The sequence below is a fragment of the Streptomyces sp. NPDC048637 genome, assembly GCF_040650675.1.
Classification (GTDB): domain Bacteria; phylum Actinomycetota; class Actinomycetes; order Streptomycetales; family Streptomycetaceae; genus Streptomyces.
Genome location: NZ_JBEZHQ010000001.1, coordinates 31470 through 50974, shown reverse-complemented (window position 1 = coordinate 50974; position 19505 = coordinate 31470). Strand labels below are relative to the sequence as shown.

Sequence of the window (19505 nt, the reverse complement as noted above, 5' to 3'; positions counted from 1 at the left end):
CCCGGCCCCCCTTTGGTGTTTCTCTATCCGTTGATCAGCTCTCGGCACCGGTCGCAAGCGCAGTGTGCATCGTGCAGGACGGTGCAGAGTTCGCTAGCCGGGGAGTCCCCCGCATCGAGGACGCTTCCGCACATCCGGCAGAAGGTGACGCTCTCCTCGTAGAAGTGCACCCACCGGTGGATTCCCTTGCGGAGATTGACGGCCATTGATCTTCCCTTCATCACCCCCGTTCCGGGGGCTTCTCTCGCTGACAAGGGAGACGGTAGCAGCGTTTAAACGGGATTCCAAATGCTAGCTTCGCCGCAGAGAGAAGGGCCGGTTTCCCGGCCCTGGCGCACCCCCTCTACACGTCGAGAAGGACCCTCAACCCCGGGGCGTCGACTTTCCCCGTGCACGCGTCGCAATCGCAGTGATGCCCAACGCAGCGTCCGCAGCCGTAGTCGTCGCACAAGCGGCTATCAGGCCCGTGCCATCCGGGGCAGCCCGGTTCGGTGCACTCCCATTCGCGGCAGTTGCCCGCGCGGGATGCCCAGGACGCCGGATAGACGACGTGCTCACGGCTGTACGGGTGGCCATGAGCCAACGGGACTCCAGGGCAGGGGGATGCGGAGCGCGAGGCCGAGGCCGCATCCGTCCAGGCGGCCCGGCACTGCGTGCACTGGTGCCGGCCTTCGGGGCGTCGCCGCGGAGCGTGAGTCATTCGCCTAGCCCCTTGGCTTGCTCCCACTCGGTGACCTGCCACGCGTCCGCTCGGACGACGTTCACGGTCCACCCGGCCGAGTGGTACGCGGCTCGCACCGCTCGGCCGGCCGTGGCCGCAACGTCCCACAGGGAGGGAACGCGCACGGTCAAGGTCCACTCGGTCACGCCGTCCCACATCTGGGCCGTGGCCCCGTAGTCGACCAGTTCGCCGGTCACGGCGTCGAGTTCGCGGGGATGCTCGGCAAGGTTGAGGCCCTGGTGCCTCACTCTGACAACGGCCTGATAGTCGCGCATCGTTTAAACCTTCTTTCTCGCTGACACGGTGAAGGGGGCCGGTTGCCCGACCCCCGTGGAGGCTACAGAATCCCGAACCGCCGGGCTACTGCCTCATTGTTGCGCTGTCCTCGGCCCCCGGTGTTCCGACTTATCCATTCGGTCGGAGACTGGGGAGCCTTCGGATAGCAAAGCCAACCGTGAGTTCTCCACTCGACCTTGAATCCCTCGGCCTTGATTGCCTTTGCGAGACCTTCCGGAGTCCGCTTGACCTTCGCCATTGCTGCACCCTTCCCTTGCCGTCTCTCGCTGACAGGGGGAACGTTACTAGTATTTGGAATCCCTGTCTAACGGCTAGGTGGTTGGGTTGTTGCTGTTGCCTTTCGTCTTTCTCCATGCCTCGGGTGCCTAGAGAGGGTGGAGTGGATTGGACCCCCCTTGAAGCAAGCAATAGGCCCCCCACGCATGGAGGTTGCTCACTTCAAGAGGGGAGCCTGTCAGCCGTACTCGGTACGCCTGTCGCGGTATGTCGCTTACAGGACCGGTTAAGGGAATTAGCCTCACCGCAGGGCCGGGATGTGTGATCAGAGCTAGGGGCCGCATGCCCGCCCCCTCTGCGGGGGCACCGGTCCGGGCCTGCCTTCACCCGGTCTGTCTGTCACTCGGTATGCCGTCACGCCCCCTCCGGGGCTTCTCTACCTCCCGGTGGCTGAATCCGGGGTCGGACCTTTGGTGTAGCGGGGCCGTTCTCTCACCGCTGACTCTCTGGACTCCCCGGGGCGTCAACCCGGGGCCGCAGGGCGGTTTCCTGGGGCCGCTCTCCCTTGGCATGTCGTCTCCCCTGGGTGCCATCCCTCGGGGCCGTCGTGCGCGGCCACGGCCTGATCGCTCAGACCGTGCGGCGCTGACGTTACTAGCATTGAAACTAGACGAGCAACCTATACCGACGTGATCAAGGTCACGCGTTTAAACGTCTTCCAAGTGCTAGCATCCGGGCGGGTTCAGGGAGGATGGCCGGCCTTGCCGGTCGCGGGTCGTCCCACGGGCCGTGGAGGGGCGTTCGGGGCGAGTGCGGGCATGGAGAAGGCCCCCGCCGAAGCAGGGGCCCAGGGAGGCGCACAGGCGGTCTGTGCCGCAACGCAAAGGCCCCCGCCGAAGCGGGGGCCGGGGTCGAGCTGGTCGCGCCTTACGCGCTCTGGGCCTTCGCGTACGCCTCTCGGATGTTCGCGGGCACGCGGCCCCTGTCGTTCACGTCATAGCCGTTGTCCTTCGCCCACGCGCGGACGGCGGCCGTGTCCTCGTTGGGCTTGCTGCTGCCCATGCGTCGCACGGTGCCGCGGCCCCCGGACGTCTTCCGGGCGTTGCCGACGAACGGGGCCAGGGCCTCACGGATCTTCTCCGCGTGGGCGTCGTTCAGGTCGATTTCGTAGGACTTCCCGTCGAGGGCGAAGAGCACGGTTTGGCTCGCCTCGGTGCCGTCGAGGTCATCCGTAAGGAGCGTGATTACCTTCTGAGCCATGGTCTGTTCGTCCTCTTTCTTGTTCGCGCTGAATTGCGCAGTGACTTTGTCGTGTCTATCAGCGTGGCAGGGACAGCCGCAACGAGTTCCGCTAACCGTCTCTACGGGGCACGTCGGGTGATGGCCGGTCATGCACCATCCGAGCTTTCTCACGCGTGCACCAGATCCCCGCCATGGGCCTTCGCGAAGGCTCGAATGACCGCCTCGGGAATCCGGCCCGTGTCCTTCACGTCGTAGCCGTTGCGCCGCGCCCAAGACCGGATGAGCGGCCCGGTGTCCGTCGAGACGTGTGCGGCGGCCGGTACGGCCTCGAAGATGGGGACCTGTTCGACCGTGACCGGCGGAAGGTCCCAGGCCGGCCAAGGGTCATCCGACAGGGGCTCTTCGTCGTCCTGGCCGTGGTCGGTGACCAGCTCGACCAGCTCGACGCGGGCAGGCTCCCTACACTTCACCAAGTGCGTGAAGAGATGCACGGCCAACGGAACGGCCAGGGACGGCACTCCGCGGATTACCGGGGCCGGAACCGTGTCCGGCAACGAGTTGGACCACAACGAGTAGGCGAAGAACAGAGCGGCCAGGGTCCACGGGTAGGCCGTGGCCTTCCAGCCATAGTCACGGAGCCGATAGGCGACCCAAACGGCCACCGTGACGAAGCCTTCCACTATCAGGGGGTAGACCACCGAAAGGTCATGATTCCCGGTGCTCTCCAAGTACACGCGCCGGAGCGCTTCATAAGAGAGGGTGAAGGCGCCTGCCGCAATTCCCGCCACCACGCTAGCGGCGGCCCGGTCAGTTCTCTGCATGGATTCCCCTTCCGGCCCGAAGGCCGTTTCTCGCTGACATTGGGAATCTAGCACTTGGCGCACCACTATTTCAAGTCATAGCTTCCGGGAACGAAGAAAGCCCCCGCCGAAGCGGGGGCTTTGGTGAGGGTCAGGCAATTTCCATGACCGTCCCGAAGGGGCAGACGGGCATTCCCACTTCGATCCACTTCGCGGTAGTACGGACGACGTACCCACCACACTCGCACTTCGAGTTGCAAGTCACCTTGATCATGCGGGTTCCCTGCTTCTTCGGACCGGAGGAAACAGGCGGCTCTTCCGGGGACTCCTCGGGGTCTTCCGGCTTCGGCTCTCCCTTGGGCTGGAGCGGCTTACCCATGGGGTAGAGAGTGGCGTGGGCGTACGGGCCGAGAGTCTTGGCCAACTCCCTTAGCTTCTCGGTCAGTTCCGGGGTAGCAATCGTGGCGGTCATCTTCCCCGTGAGGCCGAGGGCCTTGGCGGCCTTGGCAAAGGCCCCCTTGTGGCCGCTCTGGCAGTCGTCGGCCGCGTGCACCAGCTCATGAATCAGCACGTCGAGCACGCGGGCCGTGTCGTTCATCTCGGGCGAGATGAAAATATGGTTCACGTCGTCCTCGGACACGCGACGCGCCCAGCACTGACCAAGGATCGTCGCGGACTCGCGCTTAGCGCCGTACCCGAAGCCGACCGAGACGTGAATTCGCTCGGGAAGGGGGAACTCAATCTTCTCGAATTCCGGCCGCAGGGCGTCAATCGCCAGATGAAGCCACTCTTCCCGCGTCATGCGACGCTCGGGAGCACCCTTCGGGGCGATCGGCGCGGCCTCTTCAACCTCGGGCTTCGGGGCGTCGTACGAGAGGCACACCGTGCACGTCACCTCAACGTCCGTGCCCCGGTACTTCGTGCCCCGGTTGGTCATGGAGCCGGTACGGCAGAGGGGGAAGAAATGTTCCGGGCCGTCCCCACCGAACTCCTGACGGGTGTGCACCTTGCCGCCGAGCACCGAAACAACGTTCATCATTCTTCCCCTTCTCCACCGGAGGCCGGCCGCTCCGGCCCCCGTCTCGCTGACAGGAAGAACGTTACTAGCATTTGGAGTGAAGCGCAACGTTTAAACGAGCTGGATTCAATGCTAGGTTGGGGGAACGGAAACGGCCCCCGCCGAAGCGGGGGCCGCTGCACCGACCTTCACCGTGTCAGCGAGAGAAGGGGAGGGTGCGGGGTCGAGACTACCGGAAGCCTTCCGGCGGAATCCATTTCGGTTCAGGCTTCGAGTCGACGGGCGGCATCCTCCAGAGAGGACGCGTCGGGCCGCAAATACCAGGTTCCGCAGCGAACCACACGGGCGCCGCGAAGGCCCCGCAGGGCCTCGGCGTCGCGCGCATAGATCATCCTGCGGGAATGTGGGTCGAGGCCGGCGGAACGGCACCACTGCCGGAACTGGGCCAGGCTTCCCGCCAGGACCACGACCAACTCACTCACTAGCGGCCCCGTGGACGCGCGCTAGGTATCGCTCCACCTTCGTCAGGGCGGGGAAGTCCTCGGGGTCAAGTCGCTCTAGCTCCCGCTCGACGGCTTCCGCCTCCTGGCCGTCGAGATACAGGCAGAACGGATGCCCGAGCTTCGTGCGGTGGTAAGCCTTCACTCGACGCCCCCGAGGACGTACGGCGCCGACTGGTCCTCGGTTGCCACAACGCGAGTGACCGTGGTCTTCGCGAACTTCGCGCCGTACTGCCCCTTCATGCCGGACAGACAGCGCTGCACCTGGCGGTGAACAGCCTCTTCGGTTTCGCCCTCGATCACCCGCGGAAACTTCGGGTAGTAGGCGTGCGGGTTGTCGATGATCACCTGTATCACTGGGCGCCCCCCGTGCGGGCCACATCGCGCACCAGAGCGAACGCCTGGGCCTCGGAGAAGCCAGCGCTCTTCAGCGCGTCGAAGAACGCGGCCAGGGCCTCGGCCGCCGTGATCAGCTCGGCCGTCATGGCGGCGGCCGTACGGTACGGGTTCATGCGAGAAACCTCCGGGTCTCGATCCCTGCCTTCGAGGCGAGATCGGCGGTCATGGAAGCCCCCCGGCTTCCGTTGCGGATGAAGGCCAGACAGATATCCGGCTGTAGGTCGACCATCTCGGCGTTGCGGATGGCGCCCGCGCGCTTCCTCCACCGGTCCCAGTCGGCCAGGCGGCGGATGATGTGCATGCCCGTGGCGCGGGCGTATTCGTCGGCGAGCGCATCGGCCCCGGTGGGGCACGCTCCGTGAATCAGAACGGCGTCGTTGAATGGCGTCTTCGCCTCATACAGCGCCCGGAAGATCTCGAATTCGATCTTCCGGGCGTCGGTCCAGTCTCGGGAACCGGTGACGAGTATCTTCAACAGCCGCCCCCGGTATAGATGGGAACGACGGTGGTCGTGTGGCCGCCGTGAGGCTGCGGGGCGGCAGGCCGGACCGGCCGGGGGCCGGGCGCCGGCCGCGGGGCCGGAGCGGGCTTCGAGAAGGACGGAGGACGCGGGGCGGGCCGCGGGGCGCTGAACCCCACGGGGGCCGCACACGCGCGGTCCGTGTCGCAGGACACGATGCCGATAGCGGCAAGGAGAGCCAGGGCGAGAGCAACAGCGACTCGCTTCACGCGATTCATGGTGCGCATTCTGAGGATTCCCTTCAGGGGGTTAGGCGGTCGCGCCGACGGTCCGACGCTGAGCGCCGGAATGGGCTTTCATCTCCTGCTGCCGCTTAACAACGCCGTTGTTCAGAACGCGAACGATCTTGTCGATTGCGCGAGAGAGCCGCATGGTCTCGGCGGAAGAAAGGGCCTCCCCGTGCTCGTACCGCTTCGCGATAACTTCGGCGTCGAGGACGGGCAGGGAGGTATACGCACGGTCGAGATCCCAGAGGGCGACCACGACGCCGCCAGCCGTGACGGAAACGCCGTCTTCCTTCGTCGGGGCGGCTTCCCAAAGCTCAGGCTGGAAGAAAGCCTTCTCGAAGAGCTGACGCACTTCGGAGGACGTGTAAACGTACTCCGCCGAGTGGTAGATGTACGTGTACCGCTCCCGGCCCGCGTAGCTGATGGCGATCTTTCGGAAGTTGTTCCGAAGCTGTCCATCCGGGTAGTTGGCACTCTCGTACACGGCGCGCTTCTCGACAGCGTGAAGAAGGATCTCCTGTCGGATGTCCTCGGCTTCGATGCCGGGGTATTCGTCGGACACCTTCCGGGCGACGCTATCGGCGATCTTCTCGAACTTCGTCCAGTCAATCACGGGCATCTCCTAGGCGGCCTTCAGGCCGTACGTCTTTCCTTCGACCACGAAGGAGCCATTGGGGCGGATGAATACGGGGACGGGGGTCACGCGGTTCTTCTCGACGTAGAGAATCCCCAGACCTTGTTGCCAGTTCGCATGACCGGCCTTCAGGTAGCTGGCGCTCTTCATGTCCATGAGATTTCCGACTTCGAAGCCGAATCGCTCGCGCGTCACCTTCGAATTCACGGCCGTGTGTTCGTGCTGAATTCCGAGCTTGTGAGTGTGGCCGCAGACGACGGAGTAACCCCACTTGCGGGAAAGGGCCATGGCGGTTCCGCCGGGAATCCGGGACGATGCGCCTTCGTCGCCATGGGCGAGAAGCCAACCAGGGGCGATCTCATACGGCTCTTCGTGATAGGTGATCCCGTACTTCTCGAAGTCGAGAAGGGACGGCACTTCGAGGGCCTTCAAGCCCATGAGGCCGGGGGCACGCGTGCGCACATAGGTAAGGGGCCGGTCCATATGGTTGGAACGGCTGACATGAATGGGACCGTCGTGCACGGCGCGAAGGCCGGCCAGGACGCGCTTACCGGCGTCACAGTGCGCCTGAAGATCTCCCTTGTACTCACCGGCCATCCCGCGAGTCCATCGGCTGATCTGAGGGAAGTCGACTTCGTCGCCAACGCTGGCTATCTCGTCCGGCCTGTACTCGGCCAGGAAGCCGAGGACGTTTCGGACGGCCCTCTTATCGTGATAGGGGATCTGCATGTCGGACAGCACAACAATGCGCTTCAAAGCGTTACGCCCTTCTCTCGAAGGGCTTCTTCGAGTCGCTTCAGTCGGATATCGAGCATGGCCGCATAAACGGCCAGGTCTTGCGCCTCTTCACGGGCGTACACGACCAGTTCAACTAGCGGCATGGTTTCGAACTTCTGCCGCCCGCCTTCCTCGTACTGCTCGGCCCCGATTCCGAGGATTCGCCCTCGGCACTGCCGGATGAAGTGGCCTACTTCGTCGGCGAGTTCGTCGCTGGTCATCGCTTGATCTCCAAAAGGTCTAGCAGGGCTTCAGAGCCGTGTTCGAGCACGAAGGAATTCACGTCATGTCCGGCCGGCATAGGGCATATTCGAAGGTTCTTGACGAGTCCGGCCAACTTGTCGGCGAACGCCATTCCTTGCCCCTTGTCGTCCGCGTCGGCGAGCATGAACGCGGCCTTGTACCCCTTGAAGCACCGGGCGAAGTAGGGCTTGAACGCGCTCACTCCGGCGACCCCTACGGCCGGTAGGGCAAGCTCGACGGCCCGCCCCGAAGCGGCTCGAACGCCGGCTTCGTGTGCGGCGATCGTGTCGAATTCCCCTTCACAGATGGCGATATAGTCGCTCGGGATGAGAAGGGCGTTCGCGTTGTAGATACGGGGAGGGTCACCGGGGACGGATCGGTATTTCGGCCCGTCCCCGTCCCCGATTCGACGGAATCGAATGGTCACAACCCCGGCTCTGGTGAGATAGGGGATCGATACCATCCCCCGAGCCGCCTCATGGCCCGGCAAGGGGTTTTCTACGTATCCCAGCCTGTAGAAGGCTGCGCTGTCCTCGGACAGGCCGCGCTTCTTCAAATACTCCACGGCGGCGGTACTGCGGGTCAGATCTCCCTCGTACCTGGCCGTAGCTTCCTCCAAGAAGCTTTTCAGCGCAGGATCGGGTACAAGCGAAGTCACGGCATCCTTCCTGGTCCGCGATTACGTCGAAGCTGTCGCCCGAGATGTCGCATGCGAAGCACCGGAATTTGTTCTCTTCGGTGCAGACCGACGCTGAAGCGTTCCGGTCTTCGTGAAACGGGCACTTCATCTTTCGGAAGCGCGTCCCTTCCGGAACGTCGGTTGCTCCGTAGTGCTCCAGCACTTCCGCAATCGCCGGTTTCTCCATCCGCCTCACATTCCAAATACTAGTTTCGCGTGGGTGGCGGAATCAAAGAACGGGGTAGACACGAATCAGTGCGCCTGGTTCTTCCTCGCGGGTCGCATAGACCTTGTGCGCGTAGAGCTTCACCACCTGGGCGTCATCCGCGAAGGCCCCGCCGGCCTTCAGGCCGTCGAGCGTCGACCGACAGAGCTTGTCTACGTCCGGGTACTTCGCCGGGTACTCGGGGGCGTCCGCCTTGAGTTGGTCGGCGAAGCGACCGGTGCGGTAATGGCTCTTGGGTCGCTTCAGCCTGAAGGTGGCGAACACGGCCACGTAGGGCCAGGTGCCGAAGGTGTGGTTCAGGGCTTCGGTCGATATGGCGTTACGCCACGGCTTGACCTTCTTCGAGGACTCCACCATTCGACCCCCGCCAACGTGCCTTTTACTGCCCTGGGGGGCGGGGGTGCCGATCACGTCTATCTCGATCATCCGGTGAGCCTCATTCGCTCCATGTCGGCATCGAGATAAAGGATCATCTGGCCGGAGGCGTCGGCCTTGCCGGTACGGTTCTTCACGACGGATACGCCCATCTGGCGGGAACCGTCTTCGCCGATCCGGTGAAGGGTGAGGATCATTTCCGGCACGCGGCCTATCTGCCCCTTGATCTGGCTCAACGGAACGGGCTGGTTGCCGTCGTTACTGTCGCCCTTGACGTGGTGCAGGGCTACCACACACGCGCCCGTTTCGCGGGCTAGTTCATGCAGGTACTCGCAGACCTTTTCCAGGGCCACGTAAGAGCTGCTGTCGCCCTCGGCGTCCGGTACAACGTTGCTCAGGTTGTCAACGATGATGAGTTCGGGCCAGGCGCCATACGTGACGGCGAAAGCCTTCAGCTCGGCTTCTAGGTCGTCGATAGTGAGGCTCGCAGTGAAGTCCCACCGCAGGTGATCGAAGCCGTCCAACTGGGCTTCTACGGCACGGGTGTTGCCGTTCTCCATGGCGTTCTCGATGTCGCGCGTAGACCAGCCCGAGACGTTCGCGGCACAGCGAACGAACATGGTTTGCGGGTCGGTGTCCGCACTGAAATAGAAGGCCGGCACGCGGGCGTGAAGGGCCAGGGCCATGGAAAGGGCCGACTTACCGACACCAGGGGCCGCGGAGATGATCGTGAATTGCCCTCGGCGGAACTGCACGGTATTCGCGGCGAAAGTCTTGAAGAGAACGGGAAGGGGCTCACCGGTTTTTCCGGCGTCGCCCTTAGCTCGAACGATCGTGTACAAGGGCGGTCCTCCGGAAGGTTCTTACGCGGCGGCCCAGACGGGGAGCGGCGCGCAGTTCCGGTAGCGGCTCGCACGGAATTCGCCGGTCGTAGCGATGAGTCCGCGCTTCGCGGCTCGACGCATCACCGGGCCGAGGGCGCGCGGTTCGCGCGGCTTGATCAAGCCCAGGTCCCAGAGATCGTCAGTAGTGAAGTCGTCGAGGACGCCGGACACTTCGGCGACGAAGCCGAGGGCGTACCGCCTCCAGTCGTCGTCCGCGTTCTTGTCGACCTGGGCGATAGCGGCATCACGGTTCTTCTGGGCGTCGAGCTTCGTAGGCATGCGTGCTCCCTGAGCGGGTTTAAACGGGCATGAGAAAGGCGCGTTGGGCGGCCGTGCGGCCTGGCAGTCGCGCCCCTGCCATTCCAAATACTAGGTTCGGGCCTACCGAATGAACTCCAGGGAGCACGCGTCCGGGGTTCCCTGCGGCGCCGGGCAGGCCCAGGCCCGCCAGGTTCCCGGCTTGTTCTTGTACGGCTTCTCCAGGAACCTCTTCTGTCCGTGGGGGCAGGTGGGCGGAGTGCCGTACGGGGTCTGGCCGGCCGGAGCCTGGGCGGGGGTCTGGGCCGGAGCCTGGGGGCCGTTCTGGCCCCCGCGGTCGTAGTTGCCGGGGTGCTCGACGGGCCGCGCGCCGAGCTGCGCCCCAAGGGTCTCTTCGGCTCGAAGGGCGGTGACGGCCTCGCCGACGAGAGCGGAGATCCCGCACTTCGTGTAGCCGTCGAGGATGTCGGTCAGCTCTCCCAGGCTCTCGGCCTTGACCACAACCCAGGAAGCGTCATGGGCACCATGAGCCTTCATGGTCACGCTGATTTCAGGCATTCACACTCTCCTCGTAGGGGAATTGGCGTGCGTCCACGCCGTTGAAGTCGCAGAAGCGCCGGACCGTGCAGGTACGGCAAGCGTCGCCAGGATTGGGGAGGAACAGGCCGAGGCGAACGGCCTTATCCATGTTTCGAAACCATCTGGTCACCTTCTCCAGCGAGTAGTCCTGAAGGTTCCACGGGTCGGTAGGAAGGTTGTTCTTCGCCATGAAGAAGTCACCGAACCCCGGCTTTTCACCGAACATGGCATTCAGCGCATGGTCGTAGACGGCCAACTGAAAGGCGGTGTCGGGCAACTTCGTCCCGGTCTTAAGGTCCCTGACCCGAAGGTGACCGTCGGGGTACTCCACTACCTGATCAATGAAGCCGCGGACTTCGATGCCGTCGAGAATGAGCGTGAAAGGCAGCTCTACGGCCGGCTGTCCCTCGATCGGCTCCCAGACACGTTCGGGCGCCTCTATGGCGTACTCGAAGTACGCTTCGACCTGGTCACGTCCGCGCTCACGGCGCTTCTTCAGGTCGTTCTCAGGCTTCGTGGTGCCCCCGGTGAGCCATCGGGACACGTCCGGCTCGACGGCCAGGGCCGCCGCGTGCTCGCGCTCCCAAGCTTCTTCGAACCACTCGGCCATCTGGTCGGGCCCGTAGGCCCGGTGGCTCTTCTCCCACTTCTCTACGGCTTCGTGGTAGGCCGTCCCCTGGATGAACCAACCCGCTTGATTCTGGGGGGCTTTGGCGATCTTCTCTAGCCGGTACGCCTCACCGCAGCGCACGAAGCTGCCGTACTGCGATACGGAGCGATGGGCCACCGTCACGCCCCAGAGGGCGTGTGGTTCCCGGTGGCGACGTTCTCGATCTCGCCGAGGAAAGCGGCCATGGTCACGCCGTCCACGAACTTGGGGACGACACCGTTCGAGAGGCGGACGGTCGCGCCGTGCACGACCAACTCGACCACGTTCCGGCCGAGGCCAGCGTCATGGATCGGGCGCACCGTCACGGGGCGGCCGTCAACGTCAGTGAAGTTCATCGTGCGGGGGTTGCTCGCAGCGTCGAAGGCAGTCATACAGGCTCTCTCTTTCAAATACTAGCTTCAGGGCAAGCAGAAGGGGCAGCCTGACTAGCTGCCCCTGATTCAGTATTCAGTTATCCAACGTTGGGTTACTCAAAAACCCAATATGCGTTCGTGTACTCGTCGCCGTGATCGCACCCGAGCGTGTCGCTATACCAGCCCTTAAGGGCTATGGCTCTGGTGGGCATCATTTCGCGGGCGGTCTGTACGTCTTCACCTTCGGTATTTCTACCGCAGTAAGAGATTTCGAGCCGCGTTCCGTTAGCGTATCGAACCCTCACGACCGAGATCACTTGGGGAACATCCATGAGGACATCAATCCCCTGAAGGTCTTCACCCGCGTTGTTAAGGTCAATCCCGGTCGAGCTGTCTACGAGCATTCTTTGATTTCCCGGCGGCCGTTACCACACCAATATGAATTCGGACTCCCGCGCGCCGTCTGTAGCACCCGGAACCAAAGCTTACCGCGTAGAGTTCACAGGCTCTACACATCCTTGACGTTTCAACTAGCGCGTTATGTGATCGTTATACTTAGCTTCGCCTTACCTCAAGGGGGGTTCAAGTCCCTCTATGCGGCAAGGCCGCTGATTCGGCGCAGCCGGTCCGCCAGGGTCTTACGGGGTATGTCGAGTTCGCGCGCCATGGCCGAGATCGACATACCGTCGGCCTGCATGCCTCTGACCTTCGCGTTCAACGTCTCTTCGATCATGACCACCCGAAACCGCTTGGCGGCCTTTCGGTCATCCGGGGACAGTCCGCCCCATATGCCAAATTCCTCATCTTCACCCAGCTCGGCGCACTCGATGCGGGCCGGGCAGTGACTGCACGCTTCTTTCGCGTGTGCCATGTCTCGGGAATTCTCGGAGAACCAGAATTCGGGATTGACCTCGCAGGGGTACGACAAGACGCCTCACTTATGCCGGGGGTGTTTGGCCGCTGGTTTTGCGCACGTCCCCGACTTCCCGCCGGTTCCTCCGTGGCTTCCCTCGCTGACACATTCATCTTCGCCCGGCCCCCCTGGCGGAGTCAAATACTAGCTTCAGGGCGGCAGAAAGGGCCGCCCCATCATGCTTGGGACGGCCCGGATTCGCTCCCCCGGTAAATCGTTTACACGCCCTATCGTGAACCGGAAGGATCTACGATCTTGGGCAGGTTGGAAGTATCGTCATCGCTCGTATCACGGACAAGGCTTTCCCCATCCGTCGGTCGACGCTTCGAGTAGTAGAAGCCACCAGTCGTCGGATTCGCTGGATTGGGGGCCATGTCTCGGTGGTAGCAAACCACGACGTTCGCGGCCTTCACCTCGCCAAGCCACTTATCTAGCATCCGCTCTTTCACGTCAGGCACAGCGTCGCCCTGATCCCGGCGCGAAAGAAGGCGCAGCATCATCGCGGGCCGCGCATGCGCGTGCTCCGTCTTGACCTTCCAGGGGAGGTACTTCGAATGATCCGGCCGCTTCTGCGCTAGGCCGGCATCCCGAAGTTGCCAGTACACAGCCCCCTTCGTTACCCCGTACATTTCCGCAATCTGTTGGTACGTCTTGCCGTCCGAGCGGTGCTTTCTCAGTACGTCGCTCGTTGGTAGCTGTCTAGGGGCCGGCATAAGGGGTCCTTCGAAGTGGGGGATGCTCGCTGATCAAGCTATCCAGGCGCCTGACTAACTGTCAATGGGAAGACAGTCAAGCCCTGCCTGTCTAGGTTCAATACGAGTATACGCATGCAGCTTCCTGCATGTTGGGGAACCCGGGATCTGAGACACAAATTCGGATGTGCGTTCGAATGCGGGTCTTGACGGCCCTTTGGGGCAGTCGTACCGTTACCCATTAAGGCCCAGGTTTCCGCAGGTCAGAGCGCTTTTCTTGGTTGTAGTCGACGAAGACCTTCTCGCCGCGTTCTTCCTTCCACCAGGCCGAGGTCACCAGATCCGGCATCCGGCGCTCCAGCGCCCGCGCCACGGTGATCGCGGCCCGTCTGACCTCGGTGAAGGTCCAGCGCGGCTGGATCGGCACATAGACGTGCAGCCCGCGGCCGCCGGAGGTCTTGGGCCAGCCGCGCAGCCCGTGCTCCGCCAGCAGCTCGCGCAGGACGAAGGCGACCTTGACGGCGTCCGCGAAGTCGGTGCCGGGCTGCGGGTCGAGGTCGATCCGCAGCTCGTCGGGGTGCTCGGTGTCACCGCGGCGGACGGGCCAGGGATGGAACGTCAGACACCCCAGATTGGCCGCCCAGAGCACGGCCGCTGGTTCGGTGGGACACATCTCGTCGGCGAACCGTCCGCTCGGGAAGGCGATACGGGCCGTGGGCAGCCAGTCCGGCATCCCCTTGGGCGCCCGCTTCTGGTAGAAGAACTCGCCCTCGACGCCGTCGGGAAAGCGCTGCATGGTGGTGGGCCGGTCGCGCAGGCCCCGCAGCACCCCGTCGGCGACGGCGAGATAGTACTGCGCGACGTCCATCTTGGTGAAGCCGCGCTCCGGGTAATACGTCTTGTCGGGGTGCGACAGGCGTACCTTTCGCCCCGCGACGTCCAGTTCGACAGCTCCGGCTCCGGCCATGACTCCACGTTAAGTACCGTGCGGCGCCGCCGCGCGCCGGACGGGCGCTGGGCCAGGCCGCCCCGGCGCGCGGGATGCGTCCGCAGCCCGCAGGATCGGGACATGGACCTGCCCGTCATGCCCCCGGTCTCCCCCATGCTCGCGAAGCTGGTGGCCGATATTCCCGCCGGCATGCAGTACGAGGCCAAGTGGGACGGCTTCCGCGTCATCGTCTTCCGGGACGGCGAGGACATCGAGATCGCCAGCCGTACCACGAAATCGCTCACCCGCTACTTCCCCGAGGTGGTCCGGGCGGCCCGGGCCGAGCTGCCCCGGCACTGCGTCGTCGACGGCGAGATCGTGATCGCCCATGACGGACGGCTGCACTTCGAGGAGCTGCTGGAGCGCATCCACCCGGCGGACTCCCGGGTCCGTACCCTCGCCGAGCGGACACCCGCCTCGCTCGTCGCCTTCGACCTGCTGGCCCTCGACTCCGCCGCGCTGGTGCACGAGCCGCAGTCGGCGCGCCGGGAAGCCCTGGTCGAGGCGCTGCGGCCGGCCCGTGCGCCGGTGTACACCGCGCCCGCGACGAGGGACCAGGAGCTGGCGCACCGCTGGTTCACGCAGTTCGAAGGGGCGGGTCTGGACGGGGTGGTCGCCAAGCCGCTCGATCTGCCGTACCGGCCGGGCGACCGGGCCATGTTCAAGATCAAGCATGCCCGCACCGCCGACTGCGTCGTCGCGGGGTACCGGCTGCACAAGAGCGGGCCGGTGGTCGGCTCCCTGTTGCTGGGGCTGCACGACAGCGCCGGGCAGTTGCAGCATGTCGGGGTGTGCGCCTCGTTCCCCATGGCCAGGCGGCGCTCGCTGGTCGAGGAGCTGGCGCCGCTGCGGATGGACGAGGTCTCGGGCCATCCGTGGGGCGAGTGGACCGACGAGGCGGCGCATGCGTCGCGGCGGATGCCGGGCGGGCCCAGCCGCTGGAGCGGCGGCAAGGATCTGTCGTGGGTGCCGTTGCGCCCGGAGCGGGTGTGCGAGGTCGGGTACGACCATATGGAGGGCAGCCGCTTCCGGCACACCGCCCAGTTCCGCCACTGGCGTCCCGACCGTACGCCGGAGAGCTGCACCTACGCCCAGCTGGAGGAGCCGGTGGGCTACGACCTGGCGGAGCTGCTGCGGGCCTGACCGTACGGGCAGCGCACCGACCGTCCCGGCGCCGGGTCAGCTGTCGTTCCCCTCCGGCGGCCATCGGCGCCTGCTCTCCCCGGGGGCGAGCCGGTCCACCACGTCGGCCAGTTCGCGGCAGGCCTGCTCGATCTTGCGGCGGATGCTGTTCTGCTCGGTGACGATGGCCGACAGCAGCAGCGCGGTGAGCGCCGCGGACGTGTTGAGGGCCTGCAGGTTGACCATCGCCTCCAGCAGGCTCTGGCCGTCGAACGGTCCGGTGCGGCCGGTCGCCGCCCTGATGGCCAGGACGGACACCAGCAGCACACAGGGCGCCGCCCCCGCGAGCTGGAAGCGCAGCGCCGCCCACACGATCAGCGGAAAGACCAGGAACAGCAGCGAGAGCTCGCTGGTGACCGCCACGAGCGAGACCACGACCGAGGTGATCAGCAGGGCTGCGGCCTCGGCCCACCGATAGACGGGGACGCCCCGCAGCCACCGGACCTTGCGGCAGGCGAGGACGAGCGGGGTGACGACGAGGATGCCCATGGCGTCGCCGACCCACCACGCCGCCCAGGTCCGCCAGAAGCCGCCGGCCGGCAGCGCGCCGCTGAGGAGGAGCGTCCCGCTGCCCAGCGTCGCGCTGATCAGCATCCCGGCGAAGGCGCCGAGGGCGACCAGCGACACCCCGTCGCGCAGCCGGTCGAGTCCGGTATGGAAGCCCACCCGCCGGAGCATCAGGAAGGCGCACACCGGGGCCAGGGTGTTGCCCGCCATGATGCCGAGGACCGAGACATCGAGCGGGCTGAGGGAGGCGACGATCAGCAGCGTGCCGAGGGCGATGCCCGGCCAGGTCCGCAGGCCCAGAAGCAGCAGACAGCTCAGGGAGATGCCGGTGGGCGGCCATAGCGGTGTGACCCGGGCGCCCGCGATCACCACCTGCTCCAGCAGCCCGATCCGTGCGGTCCCGTAGTAGACGCCGGCGAGCACGAGGATCGCCAGGGCTGCTGGTGCGAGACGGCGGAGTTCCTCGGTGCGCACCACATCAGCCATCAGACAACGCGGACCGCCGGGCGCCGTCCGCGACACGCACGCCCGGCTCGCGCTTCACCCGGCTCTGGGCGGCGCCGCGTCGAAGCGCAGCACGAGGACCGCGGAGTCGTCGGTGTGTCCGGTGAACTCGGCGACGCTCATCGCCACATCCGCGACGGTGGCCGGATCGCCGTCGGCGTTGGCGCTGACGAGACGGGTCACCTGTGTCAGTCCCGCCTCTATCGGGAACGAGGGCCCTTCGACGACCCCGTCGGTGAGCAGCACAAACGCTCCCGCGGTGGCGAACCGGCGGCGGGTGACCGGGTATCTCTCCCCCGGCACGATGCCGAGCGGCAGGCCCCCCGGGTCGTCGGCGAGGCCGGAGCGGCCGTCGGTGGTGGCCCAGATCCCGGGTACATGACCGGCACGGGCGCTGGTCAGCTCCCAGGCGACCGGGTCGAAGCGGACGAAGGTGCAGGTGGCGAAGAGCCCGCAGTCGACCGAGAGCAGCAGGTCGTTGGCCCGGCTCAGCACCTCTCCCGGATCGGCGGCGTGACCGGCGACGGCCCGCAGCCCGAAGCGGATCTGCCCCATGAAGGCGGCCGCCTCGACATCATGGCCCTGCACATCGCCGACGCAGAAGGCGAGCGATCCGTCGGGCAGGGGGAAGCCGTCGTACCAGTCGCCTCCGATGTCCAGACCGTGCCGGGCGGGTGCGTAGGTGGCGGCGGCGCGCAGCCCCGGTATCGCCGGCAGTACGGCCGGCAGCATCTCCCGCTGCAGCGCCTCGGCGAGCTCGACGCGGGCCCGCTGCTTCTCGGCTCCTTCCCGCGCCTGGGCGGTCAGTCGCCCGAGCGTGGTCAGCAGATCGTCCGCGCTCGCCGACCGCGGGGGACGACGCCGAAGCATGGACCGCTCCCAGCTGCGTCGGTGCATGGGCCACTGCGGGGCGCGCTCGTGCGTCTCCGCGGTGGCCGCCTGACCTGGCCTCATGGGGGCTCTTGGGGAGCCCGCCTCTCCCGATTCATCATATTTCTGCGGTGTGACTTCCGCTTGACGGCCCCGCCCACCGCGGCCCGACATCTGGCCGTCACCCTCTGTAGCCGCTCCTGCGGCTGCGTTCAGGCGGTCTCGGGACGGGCCACCTCCAGATGCCGGACGCCGGACCGCACAGCCCAGAAGAAGACCCCGAACGCGAGGGCGCCCACGGTGATCGAGTCGTACGGGGCGGGCAGCCGGCCGGAGCCCTCGAAGGTGCCCAGCCAGGAGAGCACCGTCAGGGCGATCAGATAGGCCACCAGCCAGGCACCGGTACGGAGTTCGGCGCCGAGCGGGCGGCTCGGGCCGGCGCCGTCGCTTTCCAGGGCGGCCTTGTCGCGTGCGCCGGGGCGGCGCATGGCCAGGAAGATCAGCAGGCCGCCGAGCACGAGGGGCAGGGCGAGGCGCAGGTCGTGCCAGCCCGACCAGTAGACGAACTCGCTGGCCACCACGAAGCTGAGCGGCGCGATCCAGCGCAGCCCCGGGACCCAGCCGGCGGTGCGGCCGCCCGGTTCGGCGCGGAACACGGCGACCGCGACCGCGGAGGCGGCGTAGATCAGCAGATACATGGTGCCCATGACGCTCACGATGTCCTGCCAGCCGCCGAACGGCAGCAGAAAGACCATGATGACGACGAGGTTGATCGCCAGGGCCCGGCGCGGGATGCCGAACCGCTCGTTGACCTTCATGAAGTACCGGGGGATGGTGCCGTTCTTGGCGAGCGCGTAGGTGTGCCGCGCGTTGATCGCCACGCCGACGTACGCCGAACCGCCGGGCGAGATCACCGCGTCCGCGTACAGCAGGCTGGCCAGCCAGTGCAGATTGAGGATCAGGGCGAGCTGGCCGAACGGCGACTCGAAGGAGACGCCCTTCCAGCCATTGCCCAGCAGATGCTCGGGGACGGTGAAGAGGAACGCCAGTTGCAGGGCCAGGTACATGATGACGGCGAGGCCGATACCGGTGAGCACCGCGGCGGGAATGGTCCGGCGGGGGTTGCGGGTCTCGCCCGAGAAGTCCAGCGGGGCCTGGAATCCGTTGACGGAGTAGACGATGCCGCCGCCGGCCAGCGCGGTCAGGCAGGCGACATAGCCGTACGGGGCGAAGCCGCCGTGGTCCGTCAGGCGGCCGGAGTGCCAGCCGGAGGCGATCAGCGCGATCACGGTGACCACCGGGATCACAATCTTGAACACCGAGACCAGGTTGTTGAGTTGGGCGAACATCCGCACCGCGAACCAGTTCAGCGTCGTCAGGACGGTGCTGAGTACGGCGGCCAGTGCCAGCCCGGAGAGCGTGAGGGTGTGGCCGTTGTAGATGCCCGGCAGGTAGTGCGCCGCGTACTGCATGATCGCGCTGATCTCGGCCGCGGTACCGCCCACCGACAGCAGCGTCGACCAGCCGATGAGGGTGCCGACGAGCCGGCCGCTGGCGAGCAGCGGCCAGCGGACCGTACCGCCGCCCTCCGGACGGGACGCGCCGAGCTCGATCATGACCAGGGCGACCAGCCCGCACAGCAGACCGGCCCCGACCCAGGAGAGCAGCGCCGCGGGGCCGGCTGTCTGGGCCGCGTACATGGCGGCGAACAGCCAGCCGGAGCCGACGATATTGGAGAAGCCGATGCCCGTCAGTCCCCAGAAGCCCAGGTCACGGCGCAATCGGCGCTCCTGCGCCTGCACTTCCGGGACATCGGTCCCGTCGCCCTCACCCGATACCTGACGCTCCGTCACGAGAACGGCCTCCTTGATTCACTGTTCCGGCTCGCCGGACCCTACTCGACGATCTCCGGAGAGGAATTTCGCGTTCCACCAGCGGACACTTCCGGCACGCAGCGCAGCGCCGGGGTGCTGGAGAGTGCCATCGGTGCGCGCGCCGCCCACTCATGATCAGAAGGGTGAGCGGCACCACTGACAACGGCTTTGACCTGCACGGTTCCCCTCGGCGCTGAGTGCGGTGCGACGCCGGGCGACGGCCAGGGGACCTGGCCGGCCGGGACGCCGAAGGTCCTCGCCCCTCACGGTGGTCATCGGCACCGCGGGATTCCTCATCGCGGCGGCCCTCGCCGCACGCTGCGGCCCTGGCGCCGGCCGGGCCGGCCGGGCCGGCCG

General features: G+C 65.9%; 25 protein-coding genes and 2 pseudogenes. 1 reads left to right on the top strand and 26 read right to left on the bottom strand.

All coding sequences use genetic code 11. The annotated features are described in order from the left end of the window. Positions 1 to 23: 23 nt before the first annotated feature. The 23 genes and pseudogenes from AB0C46_RS00280 to AB0C46_RS00170 all read right to left on the bottom strand — a co-directional run. A complete protein-coding gene (locus tag AB0C46_RS00280; protein WP_362824494.1) occupies positions 24 to 206 on the bottom strand; it encodes a hypothetical protein in 183 nt (60 codons plus the stop codon). A gap of 490 nt (positions 207 to 696) precedes the next feature. Next, complete coding sequence (locus tag AB0C46_RS00275; protein WP_362824492.1) at positions 697 to 996, bottom strand: hypothetical protein; 300 nt, start codon at positions 994 to 996, stop codon at positions 697 to 699. 1165 nt (positions 997 to 2161) lie between these two features. Next, a complete protein-coding gene (locus AB0C46_RS00270) occupies positions 2162 to 2494 on the bottom strand; it encodes an Lsr2 family protein (protein WP_362824491.1) in 333 nt (110 codons plus the stop codon). Between the two features lie 149 nt (positions 2495 to 2643). Further along, positions 2644 to 3297 (bottom strand): histone-like nucleoid-structuring protein Lsr2, encoded by a 654-nt coding sequence (locus tag AB0C46_RS00265; RefSeq protein WP_362824490.1) that lies wholly within the window; start codon positions 3295 to 3297, stop codon positions 2644 to 2646. A gap of 130 nt (positions 3298 to 3427) precedes the next feature. Next, complete coding sequence (locus AB0C46_RS00260; protein ID WP_362824489.1) at positions 3428 to 4315, bottom strand: hypothetical protein; 888 nt, start codon at positions 4313 to 4315, stop codon at positions 3428 to 3430. 620 nt (positions 4316 to 4935) lie between these two features. Next, positions 4936 to 5142, bottom strand: coding sequence for a hypothetical protein (locus tag AB0C46_RS00255; RefSeq protein WP_362824487.1), 207 nt, complete (start codon positions 5140 to 5142; stop codon positions 4936 to 4938). A 5-nt stretch (positions 5143 to 5147) separates the two neighbouring features. Beyond that, a complete protein-coding gene (locus AB0C46_RS00250) occupies positions 5148 to 5306 on the bottom strand; it encodes a hypothetical protein (RefSeq protein WP_362824486.1) in 159 nt (52 codons plus the stop codon). Beyond that, the gene (locus tag AB0C46_RS00245) at positions 5303 to 5668 is read right to left on the bottom strand and encodes a DUF2493 domain-containing protein (protein ID WP_362824485.1); all 366 of its coding nucleotides are present in this window, start codon (positions 5666 to 5668) and stop codon (positions 5303 to 5305) included. Before AB0C46_RS00245 ends, AB0C46_RS00250 begins: the two co-directional genes overlap by 4 nt. 294 nt (positions 5669 to 5962) lie before the next feature. Further along, positions 5963 to 6553, bottom strand: coding sequence for a hypothetical protein (locus AB0C46_RS00240; RefSeq protein ID WP_362824483.1), 591 nt, complete (start codon positions 6551 to 6553; stop codon positions 5963 to 5965). 9 nt (positions 6554 to 6562) lie between these two features. Further along, a complete protein-coding gene (locus AB0C46_RS00235) occupies positions 6563 to 7330 on the bottom strand; it encodes a hypothetical protein (protein ID WP_362824481.1) in 768 nt (255 codons plus the stop codon). Further along, complete coding sequence (locus tag AB0C46_RS00230) at positions 7327 to 7572, bottom strand: hypothetical protein (RefSeq protein WP_362824479.1); 246 nt, start codon at positions 7570 to 7572, stop codon at positions 7327 to 7329. The genes AB0C46_RS00235 and AB0C46_RS00230 overlap by 4 nt, the downstream gene beginning before the upstream one ends. Continuing rightward, positions 7569 to 8252 carry a toprim domain-containing protein gene (locus AB0C46_RS00225; protein WP_362824478.1) on the bottom strand — a complete coding sequence of 228 codons (684 nt, stop codon included), beginning with the start codon at positions 8250 to 8252 and terminating at the stop codon, positions 7569 to 7571. Before AB0C46_RS00225 ends, AB0C46_RS00230 begins: the two co-directional genes overlap by 4 nt. 13 nt (positions 8253 to 8265) lie before the next feature. Continuing rightward, positions 8266 to 8460, bottom strand: a pseudogene (locus tag AB0C46_RS00220) (CHC2 zinc finger domain-containing protein); the annotation flags it as partial. Between the two features lie 42 nt (positions 8461 to 8502). Further along, a complete protein-coding gene (locus AB0C46_RS00215) occupies positions 8503 to 8925 on the bottom strand; it encodes a RusA family crossover junction endodeoxyribonuclease (RefSeq protein WP_362824476.1) in 423 nt (140 codons plus the stop codon). Further along, on the bottom strand, positions 8922 to 9716 hold the full coding sequence (locus AB0C46_RS00210; RefSeq protein ID WP_362824475.1) for a DnaB-like helicase C-terminal domain-containing protein: 795 nt from the start codon (positions 9714 to 9716) through the stop codon (positions 8922 to 8924). Before AB0C46_RS00210 ends, AB0C46_RS00215 begins: the two co-directional genes overlap by 4 nt. 21 nt (positions 9717 to 9737) lie before the next feature. After that, a complete protein-coding gene (locus tag AB0C46_RS00205) occupies positions 9738 to 10037 on the bottom strand; it encodes a hypothetical protein (protein WP_362824474.1) in 300 nt (99 codons plus the stop codon). A gap of 102 nt (positions 10038 to 10139) precedes the next feature. Next, the gene (locus AB0C46_RS00200) at positions 10140 to 10574 is read right to left on the bottom strand and encodes a hypothetical protein (protein ID WP_362824472.1); all 435 of its coding nucleotides are present in this window, start codon (positions 10572 to 10574) and stop codon (positions 10140 to 10142) included. After that, a complete protein-coding gene (locus AB0C46_RS00195) occupies positions 10567 to 11388 on the bottom strand; it encodes a PD-(D/E)XK nuclease family protein (protein ID WP_362824470.1) in 822 nt (273 codons plus the stop codon). The genes AB0C46_RS00200 and AB0C46_RS00195 overlap by 8 nt, the downstream gene beginning before the upstream one ends. Continuing rightward, positions 11385 to 11636 (bottom strand): hypothetical protein, encoded by a 252-nt coding sequence (locus AB0C46_RS00190; protein WP_362824468.1) that lies wholly within the window; start codon positions 11634 to 11636, stop codon positions 11385 to 11387. The genes AB0C46_RS00195 and AB0C46_RS00190 overlap by 4 nt, the downstream gene beginning before the upstream one ends. Before the next feature lie 95 nt (positions 11637 to 11731). Continuing rightward, a complete protein-coding gene (locus AB0C46_RS00185; protein WP_362824466.1) occupies positions 11732 to 12022 on the bottom strand; it encodes a hypothetical protein in 291 nt (96 codons plus the stop codon). Between the two features lie 188 nt (positions 12023 to 12210). Next, positions 12211 to 12546, bottom strand: coding sequence for a WhiB family transcriptional regulator (locus tag AB0C46_RS00180; RefSeq protein WP_362824464.1), 336 nt, complete (start codon positions 12544 to 12546; stop codon positions 12211 to 12213). A gap of 212 nt (positions 12547 to 12758) precedes the next feature. Next, the gene (locus tag AB0C46_RS00175; RefSeq protein WP_362824463.1) at positions 12759 to 13136 is read right to left on the bottom strand and encodes a hypothetical protein; all 378 of its coding nucleotides are present in this window, start codon (positions 13134 to 13136) and stop codon (positions 12759 to 12761) included. A gap of 364 nt (positions 13137 to 13500) precedes the next feature. Next, positions 13501 to 14190, bottom strand: a pseudogene (locus AB0C46_RS00170) (DNA polymerase domain-containing protein); the annotation flags it as partial. A 102-nt stretch (positions 14191 to 14292) separates the two neighbouring features. On the opposite strand from AB0C46_RS00170, the gene AB0C46_RS00165 reads away from it, so the two are divergent. Next, entirely contained in the window at positions 14293 to 15354 is a 1062-nt protein-coding gene (locus AB0C46_RS00165) for an ATP-dependent DNA ligase (protein WP_362824462.1), read from the top strand. Positions 15355 to 15390: 36 nt separating this feature from the next. Here the strand turns inward: AB0C46_RS00165 and AB0C46_RS00160 are convergent, their stop codons facing one another. The 3 genes from AB0C46_RS00160 to AB0C46_RS00150 form a co-directional block, all read right to left on the bottom strand. Then, entirely contained in the window at positions 15391 to 16377 is a 987-nt protein-coding gene (locus AB0C46_RS00160; RefSeq protein WP_362825136.1) for an MASE1 domain-containing protein, read from the bottom strand. A 63-nt stretch (positions 16378 to 16440) separates the two neighbouring features. Then, positions 16441 to 17274 carry a PP2C family protein-serine/threonine phosphatase gene (locus tag AB0C46_RS00155; protein ID WP_362825134.1) on the bottom strand — a complete coding sequence of 278 codons (834 nt, stop codon included), beginning with the start codon at positions 17272 to 17274 and terminating at the stop codon, positions 16441 to 16443. A 212-nt stretch (positions 17275 to 17486) separates the two neighbouring features. Then, entirely contained in the window at positions 17487 to 19127 is a 1641-nt protein-coding gene (locus AB0C46_RS00150; protein ID WP_362824461.1) for an APC family permease, read from the bottom strand. Positions 19128 to 19505: the final 378 nt, after the last annotated feature.

Coding starts and splice junctions, on each gene's coding strand:
- AB0C46_RS00250 (WP_362824486.1), bottom strand. CDS start 5,306: ATGAACCCGTACCGTACGGCCGCCGCCATGACGGCCGAGCTGATCACG.
- AB0C46_RS00165 (WP_362824462.1), top strand. CDS start 14,293: ATGGACCTGCCCGTCATGCCCCCGGTCTCCCCCATGCTCGCGAAGCTG.
- AB0C46_RS00260 (WP_362824489.1), bottom strand. CDS start 4,315: ATGATGAACGTTGTTTCGGTGCTCGGCGGCAAGGTGCACACCCGTCAG.
- AB0C46_RS00200 (WP_362824472.1), bottom strand. CDS start 10,574: ATGCCTGAAATCAGCGTGACCATGAAGGCTCATGGTGCCCATGACGCT.
- AB0C46_RS00190 (WP_362824468.1), bottom strand. CDS start 11,636: ATGACTGCCTTCGACGCTGCGAGCAACCCCCGCACGATGAACTTCACT.
- AB0C46_RS00215 (WP_362824476.1), bottom strand. CDS start 8,925: ATGATCGAGATAGACGTGATCGGCACCCCCGCCCCCCAGGGCAGTAAA.
- AB0C46_RS00205 (WP_362824474.1), bottom strand. CDS start 10,037: ATGCCTACGAAGCTCGACGCCCAGAAGAACCGTGATGCCGCTATCGCC.
- AB0C46_RS00280 (WP_362824494.1), bottom strand. CDS start 206: ATGGCCGTCAATCTCCGCAAGGGAATCCACCGGTGGGTGCACTTCTAC.
- AB0C46_RS00265 (WP_362824490.1), bottom strand. CDS start 3,297: ATGCAGAGAACTGACCGGGCCGCCGCTAGCGTGGTGGCGGGAATTGCG.
- AB0C46_RS00275 (WP_362824492.1), bottom strand. CDS start 996: ATGCGCGACTATCAGGCCGTTGTCAGAGTGAGGCACCAGGGCCTCAAC.
- AB0C46_RS00270 (WP_362824491.1), bottom strand. CDS start 2,494: ATGGCTCAGAAGGTAATCACGCTCCTTACGGATGACCTCGACGGCACC.
- AB0C46_RS00230 (WP_362824479.1), bottom strand. CDS start 7,572: ATGACCAGCGACGAACTCGCCGACGAAGTAGGCCACTTCATCCGGCAG.
- AB0C46_RS00185 (WP_362824466.1), bottom strand. CDS start 12,022: ATGCTCGTAGACAGCTCGACCGGGATTGACCTTAACAACGCGGGTGAA.
- AB0C46_RS00155 (WP_362825134.1), bottom strand. CDS start 17,274: ATGCTTCGGCGTCGTCCCCCGCGGTCGGCGAGCGCGGACGATCTGCTG.